Below are 17,930 nucleotides of genomic sequence, written 5' to 3'. Positions count from 1 at the left end.
CAAGCTTATAAACGGCACCGATATCTATCTAAGTAAGCCGGTCGCCCTCGAACGAGAGGCTGCTGGCTTTTGTTTTGTCCGCCGGATGTGAGGAATGTCATAGATAAATTCTGGAATCGGCGGTATAGATAGGTATATCCACTCCGATCAAGGGAGGCTCGTACATGTGCTATGAAATCAGCAGCGATATCAATGAGCGAATTATAGTCGTCCTCACCGGAGCAATCGGAGTAAGGGAAGCCACCTCGGTTCGCCAGCAGCTTTTTCCCCGTCTCCATAACCGAATGACCGGCATCGCATTTCAGCTCGAGGCGGTAACGGAGATGGATAGCTCGGCGCTCGGGCTGTTGCTTGCCGTGCAGAAAATCGCCGAAGATTTCAATGTAAAGGTTACTATATTAAACGCGCATGAACAGCTCAGGGAACGATTAATTATGGCAGGCATCGCGCTCTGATCTGGGTATCGAGTCAAGCAACGAGAGGGGTTCTTTCATGAATCGACATACATATTCCCTTGACGATCATACGTCGCAAGATGATTTGATATTGCCTTATGCTAGAATCTTTCACAACTCGCAGGAAGCGATTATGGTCACGGACCGTTACTCTAAGATCATTAGCATTAATCCGGCATTTATTGCGATAACCGGATATGCCGAATCAGAAGTCATCGGAAGGACGCCAAGCCTGCTGAAATCGGATGTTCAGGATGCGGACTTTTACGTAAGCATGTGGGCTTCGATCCATAGGGACGGCAAATGGCAGGGGGAGATTTGGAATAAGCGAAAGAACGGAGAAATCTATCCGGAATGGCTGTCTATCAACTCCGTTAAGGACGAGAACGGGGTCCCGATTAATTATGTCGGGATGTTCTCCGATATGACTAACCGCAAGAATACGATCTCCAAACTCCGGCTTCATGCGCAAGTATTCAGCAATGCCAGCGAAGGGATAATGATTACGGATAAACAACTGCGGATTCTAGCCGTGAACCAAGCGTTTACGACGATGACCGGGTTTACCGAGCAAGAAGCGAGCGGACATACTCCCGCCTTATTGCATTCCGGAATTCAAAATCAATATTTCTATATTAAAATGTGGGAAAGAATCCACTCGACAGGCTTCTGGCAAGGCGAAATTTGGAATAAACGAAAAAACGGAGAAATCTATCCCGAATGGTTATCCATATCAACGTTACGCGATGACAATGGTCTCATTACGAACTATATCGGCATGTTCACCGACATTACGGAACGCAAGCGATCCGAGGAGCATCTGAAATATTTGGCTCATTACGACACCTTGACGGGACTTCCGAATCGCACCTTGCTTAATGAACTGTTAAACGAGGCAACGACGCAAGCCGCCCGGACCAATCGCCAGTTTGCCGTTTATTTTATCGATCTGGACCGCTTCAAGATGGTCAACGATTCTCTGGGACACAACATCGGGGACAAGTTGCTGCAACAGGTCGCAAGCCGCTTGAGCTCCGTCGTCGCTAAGAACGATACGGTCGCGCGGCTGGGCGGCGACGAATTCGTTATCGTCCTGCGGGATCTGCAAGCATCTACTCAAGCGACGGATATCGCAAAGCAGATCATCGACCGCATTAAGCAACCCTTCTTAATGGAAGATAACGAACTCTATTTAGACGCTAGCATCGGCATTTGCATGTATCCCGCGCACGGTAACGATTTCGATACTTTAATCAAGCATGCCGATCTGGCCATGTATGAAGCTAAACTGCAAAACAGCGGCTACCAACTATTCAACTCGGATATTATCGATACCTTCAACCGCAAACTGGACTTGGAGAACGAACTGAGATGGGCAATCGCCAGAAATCAAATGTTTCTCCATTATCAGCCGCAGGTTAACGCGGAAAGCTGCCGCATGGAAGGCATGGAGGCGCTCGTTCGTTGGAATCATCCAACGTTAGGGCAGGTTCCGCCGGGAGAATTCATTCCCATCGCGGAAGAATCGGGTATTATCATGGACATCGGAAAATGGGTGTTAAAAGAAGTATGCGTTCAATTAAGCCGTTGGCTAGCCGATTCCTTCGACGTTCCCTCCATCGCGGTTAATCTTTCCGCAAGGCAATTTATGGCCCCGGATCTGGTCTCTTCGATTCGCGACATCGTGCGCGGGACATCATGCAGTCCGCAACAGATCGTAATCGAAATTACGGAGAGCAGCAGCATGAACGATATCGAATCGGTACTGCCTATCCTGCATGAATTCAAATCGCTCGGCTTTCAAATCGCGATAGACGATTTCGGCAAGGGTTACTCTGCGCTAGGCTATATGAAACAGTTTCCCATCGATATTCTGAAGATCGACAAGAGCTTCGTTCAAGAGCTGATAAGCGATTCGAAGAGCGTCGTCATTACGAAAACCATCATCGATATGGCGCATGGCTTGAACCTGAAAGTCATTGCGGAAGGGGTCGAGACGACCGATCAGCTCGATTGCCTTCGGAAGATGGCCTGCGACATCGTGCAAGGTTATCTGATCGATCCGCCCATGTCCCCGGACAGACTGGAATCCCGATACTGGATAGGAGTGTAACCTGCATGACCATTGAGATGGGGAACGATAAGCTCTCGGCACAGCTAAAGATGATCGATCTGACGAAGGAAGATATACGGATGATCCAATCCATCCAACCGGTCATTATCGAACGGATTAACGAAATCATCGATGTTTTCTATGCGACGATCCTTAAGGTGACGACGCTGAGGCAAATCATCACCGACCACAGCACGATCGAACGGCTGAGAACGACGCTTACGCAGCATATCATCGAACTCTTCAGCGGTCATATCGACAATGAATACGTACTGAAGCGACTAAGGATCGCCGTAGTTCATCAACGGATCGGTCTTGAGCCCAAATGGTATATCGGCAGCTTTCAGAATCTGCAGAATACTTTCCTGGACATCATCCACGGCTCCGTGTCCGACAGTCGGACAAGCCTGATCTACGGCAAAGCCGTCACCAAACTTCTGAATTTCGAGCAGCAGCTCGTTCTCGAGGCGTACGATAAAATCAACGCGGAGGAAAGAGAAAAAGTCCATGAGCAGGTTCGCCGCGAGGTGAAGCATAAGATCGGACTCGTCAGCCAGGAGCTAGCCGCGTTAACCGAGCAAACCAGCGCTTCTACAGAGCAGCTAATCGCCAGCAGCAACCAGGTGAACGATCTGTTCCTCCATAGCGCCGACCTGGCTCACGATTCAAGAATGTTGGCGATTGACGGCTCCGATAAGATGAACGAGCTTACGCTGCGGATGGAATCCATCCAAGAGCGTTCCCTGCGTATGGAAGCTTCTCTCTCCGAGCTGGCGCGCTCTTCCAATCAAATGCAGACGATCGTTCGCATCGTACAGCAAATCTCCTCCCACACCAAGCTCCTATCGCTCAACGCATCCATAGAAGCCGCAAGGGCCGGCCAACACGGCGCCGGATTCGCGGTCGTAGCTAGCGAAGTTAAGAAGCTGTCAGAGGAAACCGCTAACGCGGTCAAACAAATCGGAGAGCTCATCCAACAATCCAATTCCCATACGCAAGAGGTCGTGGAATCGGTTCTCGACGTGAAGCAGCACGTCAAATCCGGGCAAACGCAGTCGGAACGAACCGGCGAAACGTTTAATCAAATCATGCAAGCCCTAGAAAACAACCTTAGCGAAATATCCAAAGTGGAATCGGAACTGCGGGCGCTGGTGAAGACGATCGAGGAGGTCGGCATCGCAACGACGAAGGTTGCAAGCTCGGCCGAATACTTGAACACGGTTACGCAAAACTTCTGAATCGGGTTCGGGCTTGGGCTAGATTTAAGCTAAATCAGAATAGATTCGGACTAGGTTCGGATTAAGTTCAGGTTTGGTTCAAGCTCAAACTTCTAAGTGTAAAAATGACATTTAGATGGGGTGTTTTTCTTCCAATAAAAATCTAAGTGTAGAAGTTACATCTATTTCGGGTACTTTGAGCAATTAAGGAAGATCATCCGTTATCTAATTGCACATTTTACACTTAGACTAGAAAGCTCCCGAGTTTCGGGCAATCTAAGTGTACTTTTTACACGTGGTGATTAAAGAGGATAGTCATTCCCCTTTTTTCCATAACAATAAGCTGCTGAAAACCGTCCAGAAGACTCCTTCTGACGGTTTTTCTTACGTGAAAATAATCCTTACGTATTTATTTGACGTCTTAGATTTCGTCTGATATTATATCCATATCAGATATATCCATTATTGATATATTCATTACGGATATAATCGATAAATGCCGGAGGTGAGGGTTTGTCCCGCAATAATTCGCTTGAGATGGATCAGTTAACGGATGCAGCCTATTACATCCTCCTCTCCCTGCTCGTTCCGAGACATGGCTACGGGATCATGAATTATATCGAGAAATTAACGCAAGGAGAAGTCGTGATCGGACCCGCAACAGCTTATACGTTAATTAAAAAGCTACAAGACAATGAATGCATCCTCCTAGCGGGGGAGGACAACAACGATCGGCGCAAAACCTACGCCATAACGGACAAAGGCAAACAACTGGTCTCTAACGAGATCGAACGAAGAAAAAGAATGTCGGAGCATGGAAATCAAGCCTGGTTATCCGCGAAGGAGGAGCATGACAATGGCTAAGAACAAACGCTACACGATGTCGGGAGGACTTGCCTTTACCGAGCAAGGCGATATGAACAAACTAAGCCGTCTTGCCGCCAAGGGCTGGCTGCTGGATTCTTTCGCTTTCGCGGGCTACACGCTTCGCAGGGGCGAACCGCGGCAGCTCACCTATTGCGTGGACTACAACGATGTAAGCCCAAGCGAACTCGACGACTACATCGAATTATTCGAGGCCAGCGGTTGGACTCGGGTTTGCTCCTCCGGGAACATTCACGTCTTCTCCGCGGTGCCCGGCACGAAACCGATCTATACGGACAATGAAACGAGACACGAGAAATACAGACGATCCGTAAGAAAGTTCCAAACGTTCCTTATTGTCCCTTTCTTGACGGTAATCGCGTTTATTCTCATGCAACTGTCTCCATCCTCCGGAGGAGAAGCAACGGTTCTAGAAAATATATGCAAGACGGCATGGCTAATCGGGGTTACCTTAAGCGTTCCGATCCTCATGACTTATGTCGCTTTCAGAATCCGATTAAGTCGGGTAAAGCCATAGATTCCGATGGATGCAAGAAGGCCGCGAAAGCTCCAATGAAGGAGCATCGCGGCCTTTCGAGTTATAAGTTATTCTCGCGGAGGAGATTTAACGCGGTTTGCATTTTATCGATATAAGCCTGTTCTCCGCCCGTGCACATGAATTTGACCTTTCCGCTCCCCCTGCCCGTCGCCACGCCGTAACGGCTTAGCAATGCGGACAGCCTTCGGATCGTACCGGCATTGCCGTCTACGATCTGAATGTGCGAAGGCAGTATCTCTTTCAGAATGCCCGTGTAAAACGGATAGTGCGTGCAGCCCAACACGACGATTCCGTAATCGTTCAAGTCGTATCCGGACAACTTCTCGCGGAAATACTCGCCTATGATACGCCTATCGAACTGCAATGCCTCGCAGTATTCCACGAGTTCCGGCAAAGGCAGCGAATCCACGATTCCCCCGTCATCCACGCGGGAAACAAGAGCATAGTACTTCGGCAATTGCAGCGTGAGCTGCGTAGCGAACACCAGCACTCTTTTCCCGGTTGCGCGATTCATCTCCACGGCAGGCTTTACGGCCGGCTCCATCCCGACGATCGGGAGGGAATACAGCTCTCTAAGCTCGTTAACCGCGATGCTGGTCGCCGTATTGCAGGCCACGACCAAAGCTTCCAAGCCTTCGGCCATCATCGTCTCGACGGCGCTTAATATATATTTTTTAACGTCATCATGCGATTTCGTTCCATAGGGAACATGAAGCGTATCCGCCATATAGAGATAATCCTGCGCCGGAAGCCTCCGGAGCGACTCCTCTAGCACCGTAATGCCGCCCAAGCCCGAGTCGAAAAATCCGATTGTCATCTGTCATCTATTCCTATTAAATGTAGTTTAGAAAGAAGGTTATTGGCCCTCTTTAAGGATAGCAGGTTTCGGGCAAAAAACAATCCGCCGAAAGGGAACTATGATACACTGGTAACAGAAAATTGCGCGATCACGGGGGGAAATAACGATGAAACTGGTGTCATGGAACGTAAACGGCCTACGGGCATGCGTCAACAAAGGATTTAACGATTATTTCAAACAGATGAATGCCGATATATTCTGCTTACAGGAGACTAAGCTGCAAGAGGGGCAAATCTGTCTGGAATACGGCGAGGAATATTTGCAGTATTGGAACTATGCGGAGAAGAAAGGGTACTCCGGCACGGCCATTATTACAAGGATAAAACCGCTGTCGGTTAGATACGGCATGGAAGAAGATCAAGAGCCGGAAGGTAGAATCCTCACGCTGGAGTTCGACGATTTCTACCTCGTAACCGTCTATACGCCGAACGCCAAACGCGACTTGTCCCGGTTGGACTATCGGGTGGAGTGGGAGGATCGGTTCCGCGGGTACCTTCAGGAGCTGGACAAGCTTAAGCCCGTCATCGTATGCGGCGACTTGAACGTGGCCCACCAAGAGATCGATATCAAAAACGCGAAAGCCAACCGCGGCAACTCCGGCTTCACCGACGAAGAACGCGGGAAACTGACCGAGCTGCTGGAAGCCGGGTTCATCGATACTTTCCGGCATCTCTATCCCGAGCGGGGAGATATCTTCTCTTGGTGGTCGAACATGCCGGGCGTCCGGGAAAGGAACGTCGGATGGAGAATCGACTATTTCCTCGCTTCCGAGAGACTGGCCCCTTCGATCGTGGACGCGCAGATCGATTGGGAGATCAAAGGCAGCGATCATTGTCCGGTCGTCCTCGAGATCGAGATCGCGTAAAGCGTCAGCCGATTCTATTCGCCTCTAACAGTTTTCGTACCTCGTCCCCGAGAGTGAGCAAAGGATACCCGACCAACCTCGCTAAATCGGGCGAAACGGTTCTCGTATCCGACAGGGGTAACATCTTGTACAACGGACCGTCCATAACGGGGTCCGCCCGGTGCACGACCCTGCGTCCGGACGCTTCCGATAAGGCGCGGGCGAGATCCTCTAGATCCCACGCCCGCGCGGCCGTCAACTCGTAGGTCCGGTTCTCACGCCCCTCCTCCGCGAGAACGATTGCCGCCGCAGTCGCCAGATCCTCCCTTGACGCCGCGTTAAACGTCCATTTTCCCGGCGGGCTGAGCAATATTCCGCTGGTTATCGCTTCACGAATTCCTAGAAATTTAAGAATATCCATGTAGGTCGCATTTCGAAGAATCGTATAAGGGATGGCGGAATCGCGAATGGCTTGCTCCGTTTGCAAGTGCATCGAGTGGAGCGGCAATCGGCCTTTATCGGCATACGCGAAGCTGGTATAGACGATCCGTTCTATCCCCGCCTGTCGGGCCGCTCCAATCGCTGCTTTGTGCTGCCTCAATCTAATGGAATCATCCCGGTGGGATGAAGAGATCAAGAGTAGTGTGGATGCTCCGTGAAAAGCATGCGCTAGAGAATCGGGTGCGTCATAATCTCCGAATCTGACCTCTACGCCTCGTTTTCTGTAAAGATCGGCCTCTGCCGTAGCTGTCCTCCTCACGCTGAAGATTAGATTCTCTGGTTGTACCCTGTTCAGCAGTTCTTTCGCGACAAGTTTTCCAAGTTTACCCGTAACGCCCGTCATGGCGATCTTCCTCATGTGTAACATCCTTTCTCGTCCCTTTATTGGTTAAGCACTTAACTATATGTCTAAAAACAAAGGAACTACTGATTCGCAGTCCCCTTCTGAAGCTTGCCAAGCAGCGCTAACAATTGCATCTTTTCCTCATCGTTCAGGCTTTCCATCTGAGTAGCGATAACCGATCTGTTCCCCGGCAGTACTTCCCAGAGTAAGCTCTCCCCTTCAGGCGAAAGCACGATCGTTTTTTTTCGCCCATCCTCCGGGTCGCTTGCGATCGTAATATATCCCAGTTGTTCCAAGGGACCCATTAATAGGCTTATGTTCGCTTTCGTCACGCCGATCCGACTAGCTAGAACGGATGGCAGGATCTTGCCGCCGGATTTGGCGATCTCCACGAGCAAACGGATCCTTGCCCCGTTCAAGTCCTGAGAAGCCCAATATTTCTCCGACTGTCCAATCAAGCGAGCCGTAGCTTCAACCAGAGTGAAGAACGTTCGGGCTTCGAGCGGAAGCTCCGTCACGTATTGTTGAATGTTTTTCATACCGTAATCGCCCTTAACTAGTTAAGTATTTAACTATATCGTAATCATGGAGTCGACTCCTGTCAATCCGGGCAAAAATGAAACCTAACAAAACTTCGTCCGCAACATGCGAGAAACCTAACAAAATAACAGTAACCAAGCACAATAAAAGCAAATTCAACCCTCTATATTTTTCCAATTATTGCGCTATACTCTTGTAAAAGCGCTTACAATATATACCGTTGTAGCGTTTTGATTCGGTGTTCTAATCAAGAAACAAAGGGGGAAGATCGTTCGCTCACCGCATTTCTGTTAGGTGCATAACAACCATTAAATTCTTAAAGGAGAGTCGAAATGAAAAAGAAGCAAAGATTAGGCATTGCGCTCGCAATTATCCTTACACTGGGTGTATCCCTATTCTCTTCGGCGGTTATGGCGAAAACGGAACCTGCATCATCTGCCAAAAATGCCGGGCAATCCGGCAGCCGACACGGGAGCATCGATGGTCACGGGAACGGCGGAGGCGGGAATGGAGGAGGAGGAGGCAACAATAACGGGAACGGGGGCAATAACCATGGCGGAGGGCATGGCAATGGGAATGGGCATGGCAACGGAGGAGGCAACGGTAACGGAAATGGGCATGGCAACGGAGGAGGCAACGCTCCCGTCATTAATCTGGTCGACCCGAATGCCACGGACAACACTCGGTCTTTGTTCGTCTATTTGAACCAAACCCGCGGCAAGCAATTGCTGTTCGGCCACCAGCACGCAACGGATGAAGGCCTCACGTTGTCGAGCACCGCCACCGGTCTCCAATCCGAAGTAAAAAATTCAGTCGGCGATTTCCCCGCGGTATTCGGCTGGGACACGCTTAGCTTGGAAGGAAAGGAAAAGCCGGGCGTGGCAGGCAACCTTGAACAAAGCCGCGCCAACCTCATCCAGTCGGTGAAAGCCGTCCATAAGATCGGCGGGATCGTAACCCTAAGCGCGCATATGCCCAACTTCGTCACGGGAGGCAGCTTTAACGATACGGCCGGCTCCGTCGTGGCCCATATTTTGCCGGGCGGGGACAAAAACGCGGCTTATAATGAATTTCTCGATAACATCGCTCTGTTCGCCAATAATGCTAAAGACGACAAGGGCAAATTGATCCCTATCCTCTTCCGGCCATTTCACGAACAGAACGGCGGCTGGTTCTGGTGGGGCGCGAAAACAACGACGTCCAGCCAGTACGTAGAAATTTTCAGATACACGGTCGAGTATTTGCGGGATAAGAAAGGCGTTCATAACTTCCTGTACGCATTCTCCCCTAACGGAACGTTCGGAGGGGCCGAGAGCTCCTACCTGGCAACCTATCCCGGAGACGATTACGTCGATGTTCTGGGCATGGATCAATACGACAATCAGCAGACGCCCGGAACTCCCGGTTTTCTTAACGGCCTCGTTGCCGACCTCAAGATGATATCCAAACTGGCGGACGGCAAAGGAAAGATCGCCACTTTCTCCGAGTTCGGCTACAGCCCGGCGGGAATGCTGACGACTGGCAACGCCGACCTGCAGTGGTTCACCCGTTTGTTGCAAGCGATCAAGTCCGATCCCGACGCGAAGCGGATCGCCTATATGCAAACCTGGGCCAACTTCGGGCTCGGCAACAACCTCTATGTTCCCTATCGCAATGCGCCGAACGGCTTAGGCGACCACGAGTTGCTTCCTGACTTCATCGCTTATTACAAAGATCCTTATACCGCGTTTCTCAAGGAAGTGAAAGGCGTATATGACGGCAAGAAGGTACGAACCGCAGCGAAAAACCCGCTCATGCACATCGTCTCTCCGACGGATAACGGCACGGTGAGCGAAGCTACGACCACGATCCGGGTTCGCGCTCTCAACGTCAATCCGACCAAGGTCGTCTACTCGATCCAAGGGTCGAGCGAGGAAATTCCGATGACGCTTGATGCAGACCGTTTCTTCTATACGGCGAATTGGTCGCCGGCAGCGAGCTTTAACGGCAAGACGGCTACCCTGACGGTTAAAGTATACAAGCCGAATCATACCATCCTGCAGCAGACGGTAACCGTATTCGTTAAGGTAAACGAAATCTTAATGAAAACCTTCGATTTCGATACGGACATCAACGGAATTCAGAATAATGGAACTTACCCCGAGACCCTTGGCTTAACGCTCTCGCACGGTAACCTCGGAGGTAACCATGTCCTTCAACTGAACGTCGGCAATGCCATCCATACGGATACCTGGCAGGAGTTAAAGCTTGAGCTGTCCAATCTGGCCGCAAGCGTGACGATCGCCGATGTGAGAAGAGTTAAGCTTAACGCTTGGATTCCCTTATCCGCAGGCAATATGAGCGCAAATGCCAGCGTTCGCGCCATCGTCATGCTGCCGGGCGATTGGGATACGAAATACGGCATGACGACGGAGATGAAGCTGACCGATCTACCGACGGAGACGATTAACGGCGTCGTGTACGCCAAATACTCCCCGGTCATCGATCTGAATGACCCCGCAAAATCTGCCACGGCAACCGGTATGGCGATTTCTCTCGTCGGAAACTCCTTAGAACACAACGGTCCTATCTATATCGATAACATCGGATTGTACAGCGCGTATGCCGAAGCGCCGCAAGATCCGGCTCTCGTGGACGACTTCGAATCTTACCAAGGCAGCGATGCCGCGCTCGCAGCGAAAGTCATCCATGCAGGGGGCGATGCGACGACCGTCACGTTGGATGGAGCTCACAAGAGCGGCGGAAACTATGCGATGAAGCTCGACTACACGCTAGCCGGCTCGGGGTATGCAGGCGTAACCAAATCGCTTGGCAGCGTCGACTGGTCAACCTTCAATCGCTTGAGATTCTGGTTGGTGCCGGACGGATCGAACCAGAAACTCGTTATCCAACTGAAGGTCGACGGCGTCTCCTTCGAAGCCTATCCATCGCTTGCGGCTACGACGCCCGGTTGGGTTAATCTTCACTTCAATGAATTCGCGGTTGCCCCTTGGGATACGGGTAACGCGGGCAAGAAGATAAATAAAGTCAGCCTTAAAAAAGTTCAGGAGATGTCGATCTACGTGAATGCCGTTGACGGCGCGACGCTTGCCAGCTCCCTGTATTTCGACGATATCAAAGCGATTAACGACGGCACCGGCGGCGTACCTAACGGAGGAGACGGACCCGGAGGGAATCCTGCTCCTGCCGGAACGCTCTACGGCTTCGAAACGGATACGGCCGGATGGAACATTGAAGTGAACGAAGCGAGCGCAACCTCGCCTACGATTACGACGGATGCCGCATCGGAAGGTACGCATGCCATGGCATCGACATTTTCCCTAGCGGGCACAGGCTTTGAATTCACGAAGGTTGCGGCCCTTGACTTATCGACGGCAAGCGCGATCAGCGTCCAAGTCAAGCTATCCTCCGGTCAAGCGAACGCCCGGCTATACATCAAGGTCGGCTCGGCTTGGGAATGGCACGATAGCGGAACGCCTGCCTTAGTCGACTCCAGCGGATTTACGACGTTAACGATTCCGCTAAGCGGAATTGCCAATCTCGATGCCATCCAATCGATCGGCGTGAAGATCGAGCCCGCTGCCGGAGGCACGGGAACGGCGGTCGCCTATGTCGACGATGTTTATATTTCGATAGCGCAACCGACGGGGATCAGTTTCGATTTCGAGACCGCCGCCGACAATTGGGCAATCAATAACGACGGCGACGGAGCTTACAACACCGCACAAGCTACCGGATTGGAGATTTCAACGGCGGAGGCGGCGAAAGGCGCTCATTCTCTGAAAGCGGACTTCAACCTCGGGGGCGGACAATTCCAGCTTCGCCACGCGAACGCTCTGGATCTAAGCGCCGCGGCCTCCGTGACGGCGAAGGTCAAAATCGTGCCCGGAGCCGCGGGAAGCTTGGGAAGCGGAGTAAAGCTCAAGCTGTTCCTGCAATCCGGCGACGGCTGGAGTTGGTTCGACTCAGGCGAGATCGCATACGCAGGGACTGGTTTCAATACGGTAACGTTCGATCTCTCTAGCGTGACGAACAAGAACCAAATCAAGGCCCTCGGCATCCAAGTGCTGACGCCAGCCGACTCGACCGGAACCGCCGCCGTATATCTCGATGACGTAACACAGCAATAACGCGAAGGCCGTGAGCCCTCCCCCAAGGAGACTCACGGCCTTTTTTTACCTCTTTCGTTACTACTCCTAAACATTCCTGTAGGGCCTAGGATTTGGACTTAGACAAAAACAGGAGCGCCTCGTATGATGGGGGTGTCACGGGTCAATGCCCTAAAACCCATCATGGAGGCGCTTAAAATGAAGTCTACTCGAAACGACGCTACAAATCAACGTATTGAACGAATTACCAGTCATCATGCAATCGTAGGGATCGATATCGCTAAAGATGTACATGCCGCACAGGTTACGGATTTTCGCGGGCGGACGCTAACGCCGCGCCACGTTTCCTTTACGAACACAGAAGCCGGATTCCAGAAGCTGCTCCATTGGATGCAGGAGGCGGGGGCCAAACATGGCAAAACTTCTTTCCTTGTCGGCATGGAGCCCACAGGCCACTACTGGCATAATCTCGCTGACTGGCTGCTAAAGCAAGGCATCGAGGTCGTGCTGGTGAACCCGGTAACGACGCATCGCAATAAGGAAAACCGCGACAACAGTCCATCTAAGAACGACCCGAAGGACGCGCTCGTCATCGCCGATGTCGTCAGCCGAGGCTACTACACAAACTACGCGCCGCAAGAGCCTGTATTTGACGGAATCAAGGCCGCGATGAGCGCTCGGGAATACTGGGTGGGGCAGTCCATCGCCTTAGGTAATCGCATCGTGCGTTGGATAGACTTGTACTTTCCTGAGTTCCGAAGCGTATTCCTAGAATGGGACGGTGTCCGGTCGTTAGCAACATTAAAGGCTTTTCCACTGCCTGTCGATCTACAGCAACTGAATGCTGACGAGGTGATGGAGGGATGGCGAAGCCAGGGGATGCGACGCGTAGCTGGAGCCAGTGGCAAAGCAAAGGCTGTAGAACTGCTGAACGCGGCAGCACACAGTGTTGGGAAATCCAATACAAACGATGCCGCGCGGCACGATATCTTTCGCCTTTTGCATGTCTACAAAGAGACGCAACTCATACTCGAAGAGATGCAGCGAGAGATAGAGGCGCTCTTGGAGCAGGTGCCCGTTGTGCAGCAACTCCGCAGCTTACACGGTCTAGGCACGATCACCATTGCCTCTTTGCTTGGCTGCGCAGGCGGTCTGCATCACTACGCCCATGGAAGGCAACTGCTGCGCCGAGCCGGTCTCAATCTGGCGGAACGAACATCGGGAAAACACAAGGGCCAGATTAAGCTCTCCAAGCGGGGCGACAGCATGCTGCGCAAGTATTTGTACTTAGGGATGCTGAGCTTAGTGCGGCAGAATTCAGACTTCAAACATTGGCACGCCCGTAACCAGCTTAAAGGCATGTCGAAGATGTATTCCATCTTCAAGCTCATTGGAAAGCTCGCACGCATTTTAATTGGCATGATTCAACGTGGAGAAATGTATAGCAGCGGATCGCAAGATACGTTGGTCGCGTAGTCACAAGCAACACCCAGCACACCGAACAACTTACGAATACTGACCCATTCGTGGGACTTCAATGACAAAGAACGCACAGAGAACCGAGTATCAGTTCCGTCAGGGCAATTGACCCGTCTTCTAAACGTAATCGGTCTCCACGCCTTGGACAGGTACAACGAAGGAATGTAAGGGCAAAGACCCGTTGAGTCATGGGAGGGTGAACCTCCAAGGGGACAAGTGGAGCGTGCAGCAGAGCGTTAATGCGAAGTGCGATATAACGCGACTTCTGTTCCCGCATACCCGAACGTGTCATCGACGGCCGTCAGCCCTACGCCCCTATCGACCCACCTGACATCTAAGTCATTGAAATCCTGCGAATGAGTGAGCATTCGTGAGAAAAACCCTTAAATACGAGGGAGGTACAATACGATTCGCGAGGTTTCTCTAGCTGCTCTCATCGCCATGCCATAGCTTTCGGAAGGAGTCATTCTCGGCTAGCAAGCGTTCCGCCGTACCTTCCGCTTCGATCCTGCCGTCCTTCATGACGATAATATGGTCAGCTCGCGATAAGGCCGCCTTCCGATGAGACACGACAAGACACGTCGCATCGTTGCGGTCGCCGAACAGCCGAGTCCAGAGCTTCTGCTCCGTATCCACGTCGAGCGCGCTGGACAGATCGTCGAACACGTACAGCTCCGCATCGCGAACGAGCATGCGGGCCGCGGCAGTCCGTTGCGCTTGGCCGCCCGACAGCTTCACCCCGCGAGGGCCGATAACGGTATCGAGGCCAAGCTGCAGATGTTCGATGTCCTCTTCCAGCACGGCGGTATGCAGAGCTCTCTCGAGCTGCTCGGAGTTATCCGGCTGCCCTAACAATATATTTTCGCGCAGCGTAGCGCTGTACAATCTCGGAACCTGAGCCGTGTACGCGCTTCGCGGAGGGATGAAGAACGTCCCCGCGTCGCCGATTGCCTCTCCGTTCCAACGGACCGTTCCGCGATCTTGGGGCAACAACCCGAGCAATGTCCGTACGAGCGTCGTTTTGCCGGAGCCGATCGGTCCCGTCACGACCGTGAACGTCCCTCTCTTCAGACGAAGATTTACGCCTTCGATCCCTCTGCCGGTTTCCGGATACTTATAAGTCAGACTCTCCGCTTCAAGCCGTTCCAATCGTTCGACTGAGGGATGAGCGTTACCCTTCTCTGATTGTCCCTCATTCCTCTTACTGAGGTTCAGAGAATTCGGCTCGGTCAGAACTTGAGCGGGAGCCCCTTGCAATATTCCCGTCAACCGCAGCAAAGCCACGGACATCTGCTTGAAGTAGGTCAGGAACTTGCCGAAGTTGGATATAAACTGCGTTACGAATGTCAAATAATAGACGAACAGCGAGAAGTCGCCTACCGTAAAATCCCCTCCGCGCATTTTCTGCCCTGCAAGCAGCAAGATCAGCCCCGTCCCAAGGTTAACCGTATTCGAGAACACGGAATCGAGCACTTCGGTCATGAGCTTATCTTTCAGCATGCTCTTCCGGCGATTGTCGTTCAGCTCCCTGAATCGCGCCGTCACCCGTTGCTCGGCACCCGCGACTTGAATCGCCTGCACGTTACCGAACATCTCGCTGATCGCACCGGTGACCTTCGCCGTCGATTCCCGGCTGGCGGAACGGTATTTCTGCAGCCGGGTCGTCGCAAGCTGGGCCGCCACGATAACGACCACGAGCGGCAAGAAAACGAGCATCGTCATCTGGGCATCGATACGCAGCAAGATAAAGCAAGCGACGACGGCGAAACACGTCATTCCGAATACGTCGACGGACCAGCTTACCGCTTCCTCCGATTGATCGACGTCGTCCCGGAAATGGCTGATCGCCTCTCCCGGCGAGCAGGGAATCGCCCGAGCGCCGGGCTCCTTCAGAATGTGCTCGAGCAAATTCCGGCGAAGCAGCATTCCCATGCGGAACCGGTAGTTGACGTCGGTAATAAAACCAAGGTAGACGATGGCGCTTCGAGCCAATGCGAAGCTTACCAATAAAGCGATCAATCCCCATATTCCGACTCCCATCGTCGAGTCGCCGGACAGGGAATCGAAGAACTCTTTCGTGATCAGTCCGGGAACGATCGGCATCAGATAAATCCCCGTCCAGACGAGCGCGTTCAGAATGTACCAACCTTTGCGGTACTTGATCAATCGCCACATGTAAGTAAACGTGCTCACGCCAGCACCTCCTCGAGCCCGGCGGCCAGCATGCCGCTGAACCGCGAATTCGGATCGGAGGCCAGTTTAGTCCGTATCCCGGCTTCCACGATTCTGCCTTGCTCCAGAATAACGATCTTGTCCGCCCGCTCCACCGTAGACAGGCGATGCGCGATAATGACACACGTTCTATCCGTCAGCAGCTTATCGATCGCCTGTTCCATGCGGTATTCCGTCAGCGGATCAAGGCGCGAAGAGGCTTCGTCTAGAATAACCAGGCCGGGGTCGGTTAGGAACACCCGAGCGAAAGCCAGCAGTTGCGCTTCTCCGGCGGATAAGCTGCCCCCTCCCGAAGCGAGCAAGGTATCGAGCCCCTCGGGTAAAGAGGCGTACCACCCTTTAAGTCCGAGCTCGCCCAGCACCCGGACGATATCCGAATCCGATATCGTCTCGTCGTACAGGGTCAAATTGTCCCTTACGCTGCCCTGCAGAATTTCGATATTTTGCGTGACTAGCGCGACTTTCGTCCGGAGTTCGCTAAGCTTGCATTGCTTGATGTCCGTTCCGCCCAGCGCGATGATTCCCCGTTGCGGGTCATAGAACCGAAGCAACATGCGGGCTAACGTTGTTTTCCCGCTCCCGGTTCGGCCTAGCAGCCCTAACACTTCTCCCGGTTCAAGCTGTAACGCGATGTCGTCCAACGTAGGCTGGTCGTCGTCATAACTAAACGTCACGTCTCTGAATTCCACCGATAGCGGCCCGGATGACAGCTTCGCGCCCGGACCGTCCTCGATCTTCGATCGGGTGCCTAGCAGCTCGCGGATCCGAACCAGACTGGCGTCCGCTTTCTGCAGATCCTCGATCTGGGTGCGGATTTTCTCGATAGGTTTGGCGAGCAGCTCCGTGTAATAGAAGATCAAGTAGACCGTACCGATCGTAATGCTGCCTTGTTTCCATAGATAGGCGCTTACGGCGAATGCCATGGCATTGCCTAGAGCGAAAATAATAATCGTAGTGATCCACATCGAAGCGAATCCCAAGAACGCTTTCGTACGAATAGGCAGCATTCTGCGCAGCAACGAGTAGAACCGGTTCATGACGAAACCGGTCGCTCCGTTAGCCCGCGTATCCTCGGTTCCTTCCAGATGCTCGCCGATAAAGCCGTAGAATTCGGCATTGATCTGCCGCCATTTGGTCCAGATGGGTAGCGCGAATTTGCGAATCCATTGAATGATATAGACAGCGAACAGGACGAATAAGAGCATCGCCGATCCTATCAAAATATTTTCACGGAAGAGGAGAATGATAATGCCTAGCATTAATAGTAAGTTTCCCGCCAAATGAATAATGAAGCTGGAGAAAAAATTGGCGAGCGCGTTCACGTCCCCATCCACGCGTTCGATGATCGACCCCGTCGTATTCGACTTATGGAAGGACATATCCAGCTTGAGCCCATGCTCAGCCAAGTCTCCGCGCAGCTGATTCGTCGTCCGCCATGCTAGATTCTCGCTCACGTAAGTCGCGATGACCGATACAATCTGCTGGAATAGAGAGAAGCCAATGAACAGCAATGCTGCGTAATACAGAGGCGTCAGCGATTTGTCCGACTGCGCGGTATCGATAAAATATCGGATTATCTGCGGATTAACCAATTGCAACCCGATCGATGCGAAGAGCAGTGCGGCTAGGCCGATCAGCGTCGTTCGCTGCGGTAGCAGGTACCGGCTTAGCATGGAATAATAGTGACCTAAAGAATTTCTGGCCTGCGTTTGCTTCTGGCTCACGAGACGCCCCCTACTGCGGCAAAATAAATAAACAAAAGCGACAACCGGCCCTGAACAGGGGTTATCGCCGTTTACACGTACTGTATCCGAA

The 17,930-nt window shown here is 52.2% G+C and carries 14 protein-coding genes; 8 read left to right on the top strand and 6 right to left on the bottom strand.

The window, feature by feature from the left end; genetic code table 11:
- Positions 1-164 precede the first annotated feature (164 nt).
- The 5 genes from HH215_RS24960 to HH215_RS24940 all read left to right on the top strand — a co-directional run bounded on the left by HH215_RS24960 (position 165) and on the right by HH215_RS24940 (position 5,187).
- A complete protein-coding gene (locus HH215_RS24960; RefSeq protein WP_169282356.1) occupies positions 165-455 on the top strand; it encodes an STAS domain-containing protein in 291 nt (96 codons plus the stop codon).
- A gap of 37 nt (positions 456-492) precedes the next feature.
- A complete protein-coding gene (locus HH215_RS24955) occupies positions 493-2,568 on the top strand; it encodes an EAL domain-containing protein (protein WP_169282355.1) in 2,076 nt (691 codons plus the stop codon).
- 5 nt (positions 2,569-2,573) lie between these two features.
- The gene (locus tag HH215_RS24950) at positions 2,574-3,806 is read left to right on the top strand and encodes a globin-coupled sensor protein (protein ID WP_169282354.1); all 1,233 of its coding nucleotides are present in this window, start codon (positions 2,574-2,576) and stop codon (positions 3,804-3,806) included.
- 492 nt (positions 3,807-4,298) lie between these two features.
- Positions 4,299-4,649 (top strand): PadR family transcriptional regulator, encoded by a 351-nt coding sequence (locus HH215_RS24945; RefSeq protein ID WP_169282353.1) that lies wholly within the window; start codon positions 4,299-4,301, stop codon positions 4,647-4,649.
- The gene (locus tag HH215_RS24940; RefSeq protein ID WP_169282352.1) at positions 4,642-5,187 is read left to right on the top strand and encodes a DUF2812 domain-containing protein; all 546 of its coding nucleotides are present in this window, start codon (positions 4,642-4,644) and stop codon (positions 5,185-5,187) included. Before HH215_RS24945 ends, HH215_RS24940 begins: the two co-directional genes overlap by 8 nt.
- A 61-nt stretch (positions 5,188-5,248) precedes the next feature.
- On the opposite strand, the gene murI is transcribed toward HH215_RS24940, so the two are convergent.
- A complete protein-coding gene (gene murI / locus HH215_RS24935; protein WP_169282351.1) occupies positions 5,249-6,025 on the bottom strand; it encodes a glutamate racemase in 777 nt (258 codons plus the stop codon).
- Between the two features lie 148 nt (positions 6,026-6,173).
- On the opposite strand from murI, the gene HH215_RS24930 reads away from it, so the two are divergent.
- Positions 6,174-6,932, top strand: a complete 759-nt coding sequence (locus HH215_RS24930; protein WP_169282350.1) for an exodeoxyribonuclease III — start codon at positions 6,174-6,176, stop codon at positions 6,930-6,932.
- A 4-nt stretch (positions 6,933-6,936) separates the two neighbouring features.
- On the opposite strand, the gene HH215_RS24925 is transcribed toward HH215_RS24930, so the two are convergent.
- Together HH215_RS24925 and HH215_RS24920 are read right to left on the bottom strand one after the other, a co-directional pair.
- Positions 6,937-7,770: an NmrA family NAD(P)-binding protein gene (locus HH215_RS24925; protein WP_169282349.1), complete on the bottom strand. Its 834-nt coding sequence runs from the start codon at positions 7,768-7,770 to the stop codon at positions 6,937-6,939.
- Positions 7,771-7,835: 65 nt separating this feature from the next.
- Positions 7,836-8,294 (bottom strand): MarR family winged helix-turn-helix transcriptional regulator, encoded by a 459-nt coding sequence (locus tag HH215_RS24920; RefSeq protein ID WP_169282348.1) that lies wholly within the window; start codon positions 8,292-8,294, stop codon positions 7,836-7,838.
- A gap of 333 nt (positions 8,295-8,627) precedes the next feature.
- Here HH215_RS24920 and HH215_RS24915 point away from each other — a divergent pair, with 333 nt between their 5' ends.
- Positions 8,628-12,425, top strand: a complete 3,798-nt coding sequence (locus tag HH215_RS24915; RefSeq protein ID WP_169282347.1) for a glycosyl hydrolase — start codon at positions 8,628-8,630, stop codon at positions 12,423-12,425.
- Between the two features lie 177 nt (positions 12,426-12,602).
- On the top strand, positions 12,603-13,880 hold the full coding sequence (locus tag HH215_RS24910; RefSeq protein WP_169284195.1) for an IS110 family RNA-guided transposase: 1,278 nt from the start codon (positions 12,603-12,605) through the stop codon (positions 13,878-13,880).
- Positions 13,881-14,119: 239 nt separating this feature from the next.
- Here HH215_RS24910 and HH215_RS36750 read toward each other — a convergent pair whose 3' ends face one another.
- The 3 genes from HH215_RS36750 to HH215_RS24900 are packed head-to-tail and all read right to left on the bottom strand — an operon-like array spanning position 14,120 to position 17,788.
- A complete protein-coding gene (locus HH215_RS36750; RefSeq protein ID WP_256376626.1) occupies positions 14,120-14,251 on the bottom strand; it encodes a hypothetical protein in 132 nt (43 codons plus the stop codon).
- A 55-nt stretch (positions 14,252-14,306) separates the two neighbouring features.
- Positions 14,307-16,076 carry an ABC transporter ATP-binding protein gene (locus tag HH215_RS24905; RefSeq protein ID WP_169282346.1) on the bottom strand — a complete coding sequence of 590 codons (1,770 nt, stop codon included), beginning with the start codon at positions 16,074-16,076 and terminating at the stop codon, positions 14,307-14,309.
- Positions 16,073-17,788, bottom strand: a complete 1,716-nt coding sequence (locus tag HH215_RS24900; RefSeq protein ID WP_169284566.1) for an ABC transporter ATP-binding protein — start codon at positions 17,786-17,788, stop codon at positions 16,073-16,075. The genes HH215_RS24905 and HH215_RS24900 overlap by 4 nt, the downstream gene beginning before the upstream one ends.
- Between the last annotated feature and the right edge of the window lie 142 nt (positions 17,789-17,930).

Origin of the sequence: Cohnella herbarum (assembly GCF_012849095.1) — a bacterium.
In the GTDB taxonomy this organism is placed as follows: Bacteria; Bacillota; Bacilli; order Paenibacillales; family Paenibacillaceae; genus Cohnella; species Cohnella herbarum.
This window is presented reverse-complemented; position numbering and strand designations above follow the sequence as displayed.

Bases quoted from the DNA above. Each gene is read 5' to 3' on its own strand.
- HH215_RS24960 (WP_169282356.1), top strand. From the start codon at position 165: ATGTGCTATGAAATCAGCAGCGATATCAATGAGCGAATTATAGTCGTC.
- HH215_RS24955 (WP_169282355.1), top strand. From the start codon at position 493: ATGAATCGACATACATATTCCCTTGACGATCATACGTCGCAAGATGAT.
- HH215_RS24950 (WP_169282354.1), top strand. From the start codon at position 2,574: ATGACCATTGAGATGGGGAACGATAAGCTCTCGGCACAGCTAAAGATG.
- HH215_RS24940 (WP_169282352.1), top strand. From the start codon at position 4,642: ATGGCTAAGAACAAACGCTACACGATGTCGGGAGGACTTGCCTTTACC.
- murI (WP_169282351.1), bottom strand. From the start codon at position 6,025: ATGACAATCGGATTTTTCGACTCGGGCTTGGGCGGCATTACGGTGCTA.
- HH215_RS24930 (WP_169282350.1), top strand. From the start codon at position 6,174: ATGAAACTGGTGTCATGGAACGTAAACGGCCTACGGGCATGCGTCAAC.
- HH215_RS24925 (WP_169282349.1), bottom strand. From the start codon at position 7,770: ATGAGGAAGATCGCCATGACGGGCGTTACGGGTAAACTTGGAAAACTT.
- HH215_RS24920 (WP_169282348.1), bottom strand. From the start codon at position 8,294: ATGAAAAACATTCAACAATACGTGACGGAGCTTCCGCTCGAAGCCCGA.
- HH215_RS24915 (WP_169282347.1), top strand. From the start codon at position 8,628: ATGAAAAAGAAGCAAAGATTAGGCATTGCGCTCGCAATTATCCTTACA.
- HH215_RS24910 (WP_169284195.1), top strand. From the start codon at position 12,603: ATGAAGTCTACTCGAAACGACGCTACAAATCAACGTATTGAACGAATT.
- HH215_RS36750 (WP_256376626.1), bottom strand. From the start codon at position 14,251: ATGCTCACTCATTCGCAGGATTTCAATGACTTAGATGTCAGGTGGGTC.
- HH215_RS24900 (WP_169284566.1), bottom strand. From the start codon at position 17,788: ATGCTAAGCCGGTACCTGCTACCGCAGCGAACGACGCTGATCGGCCTA.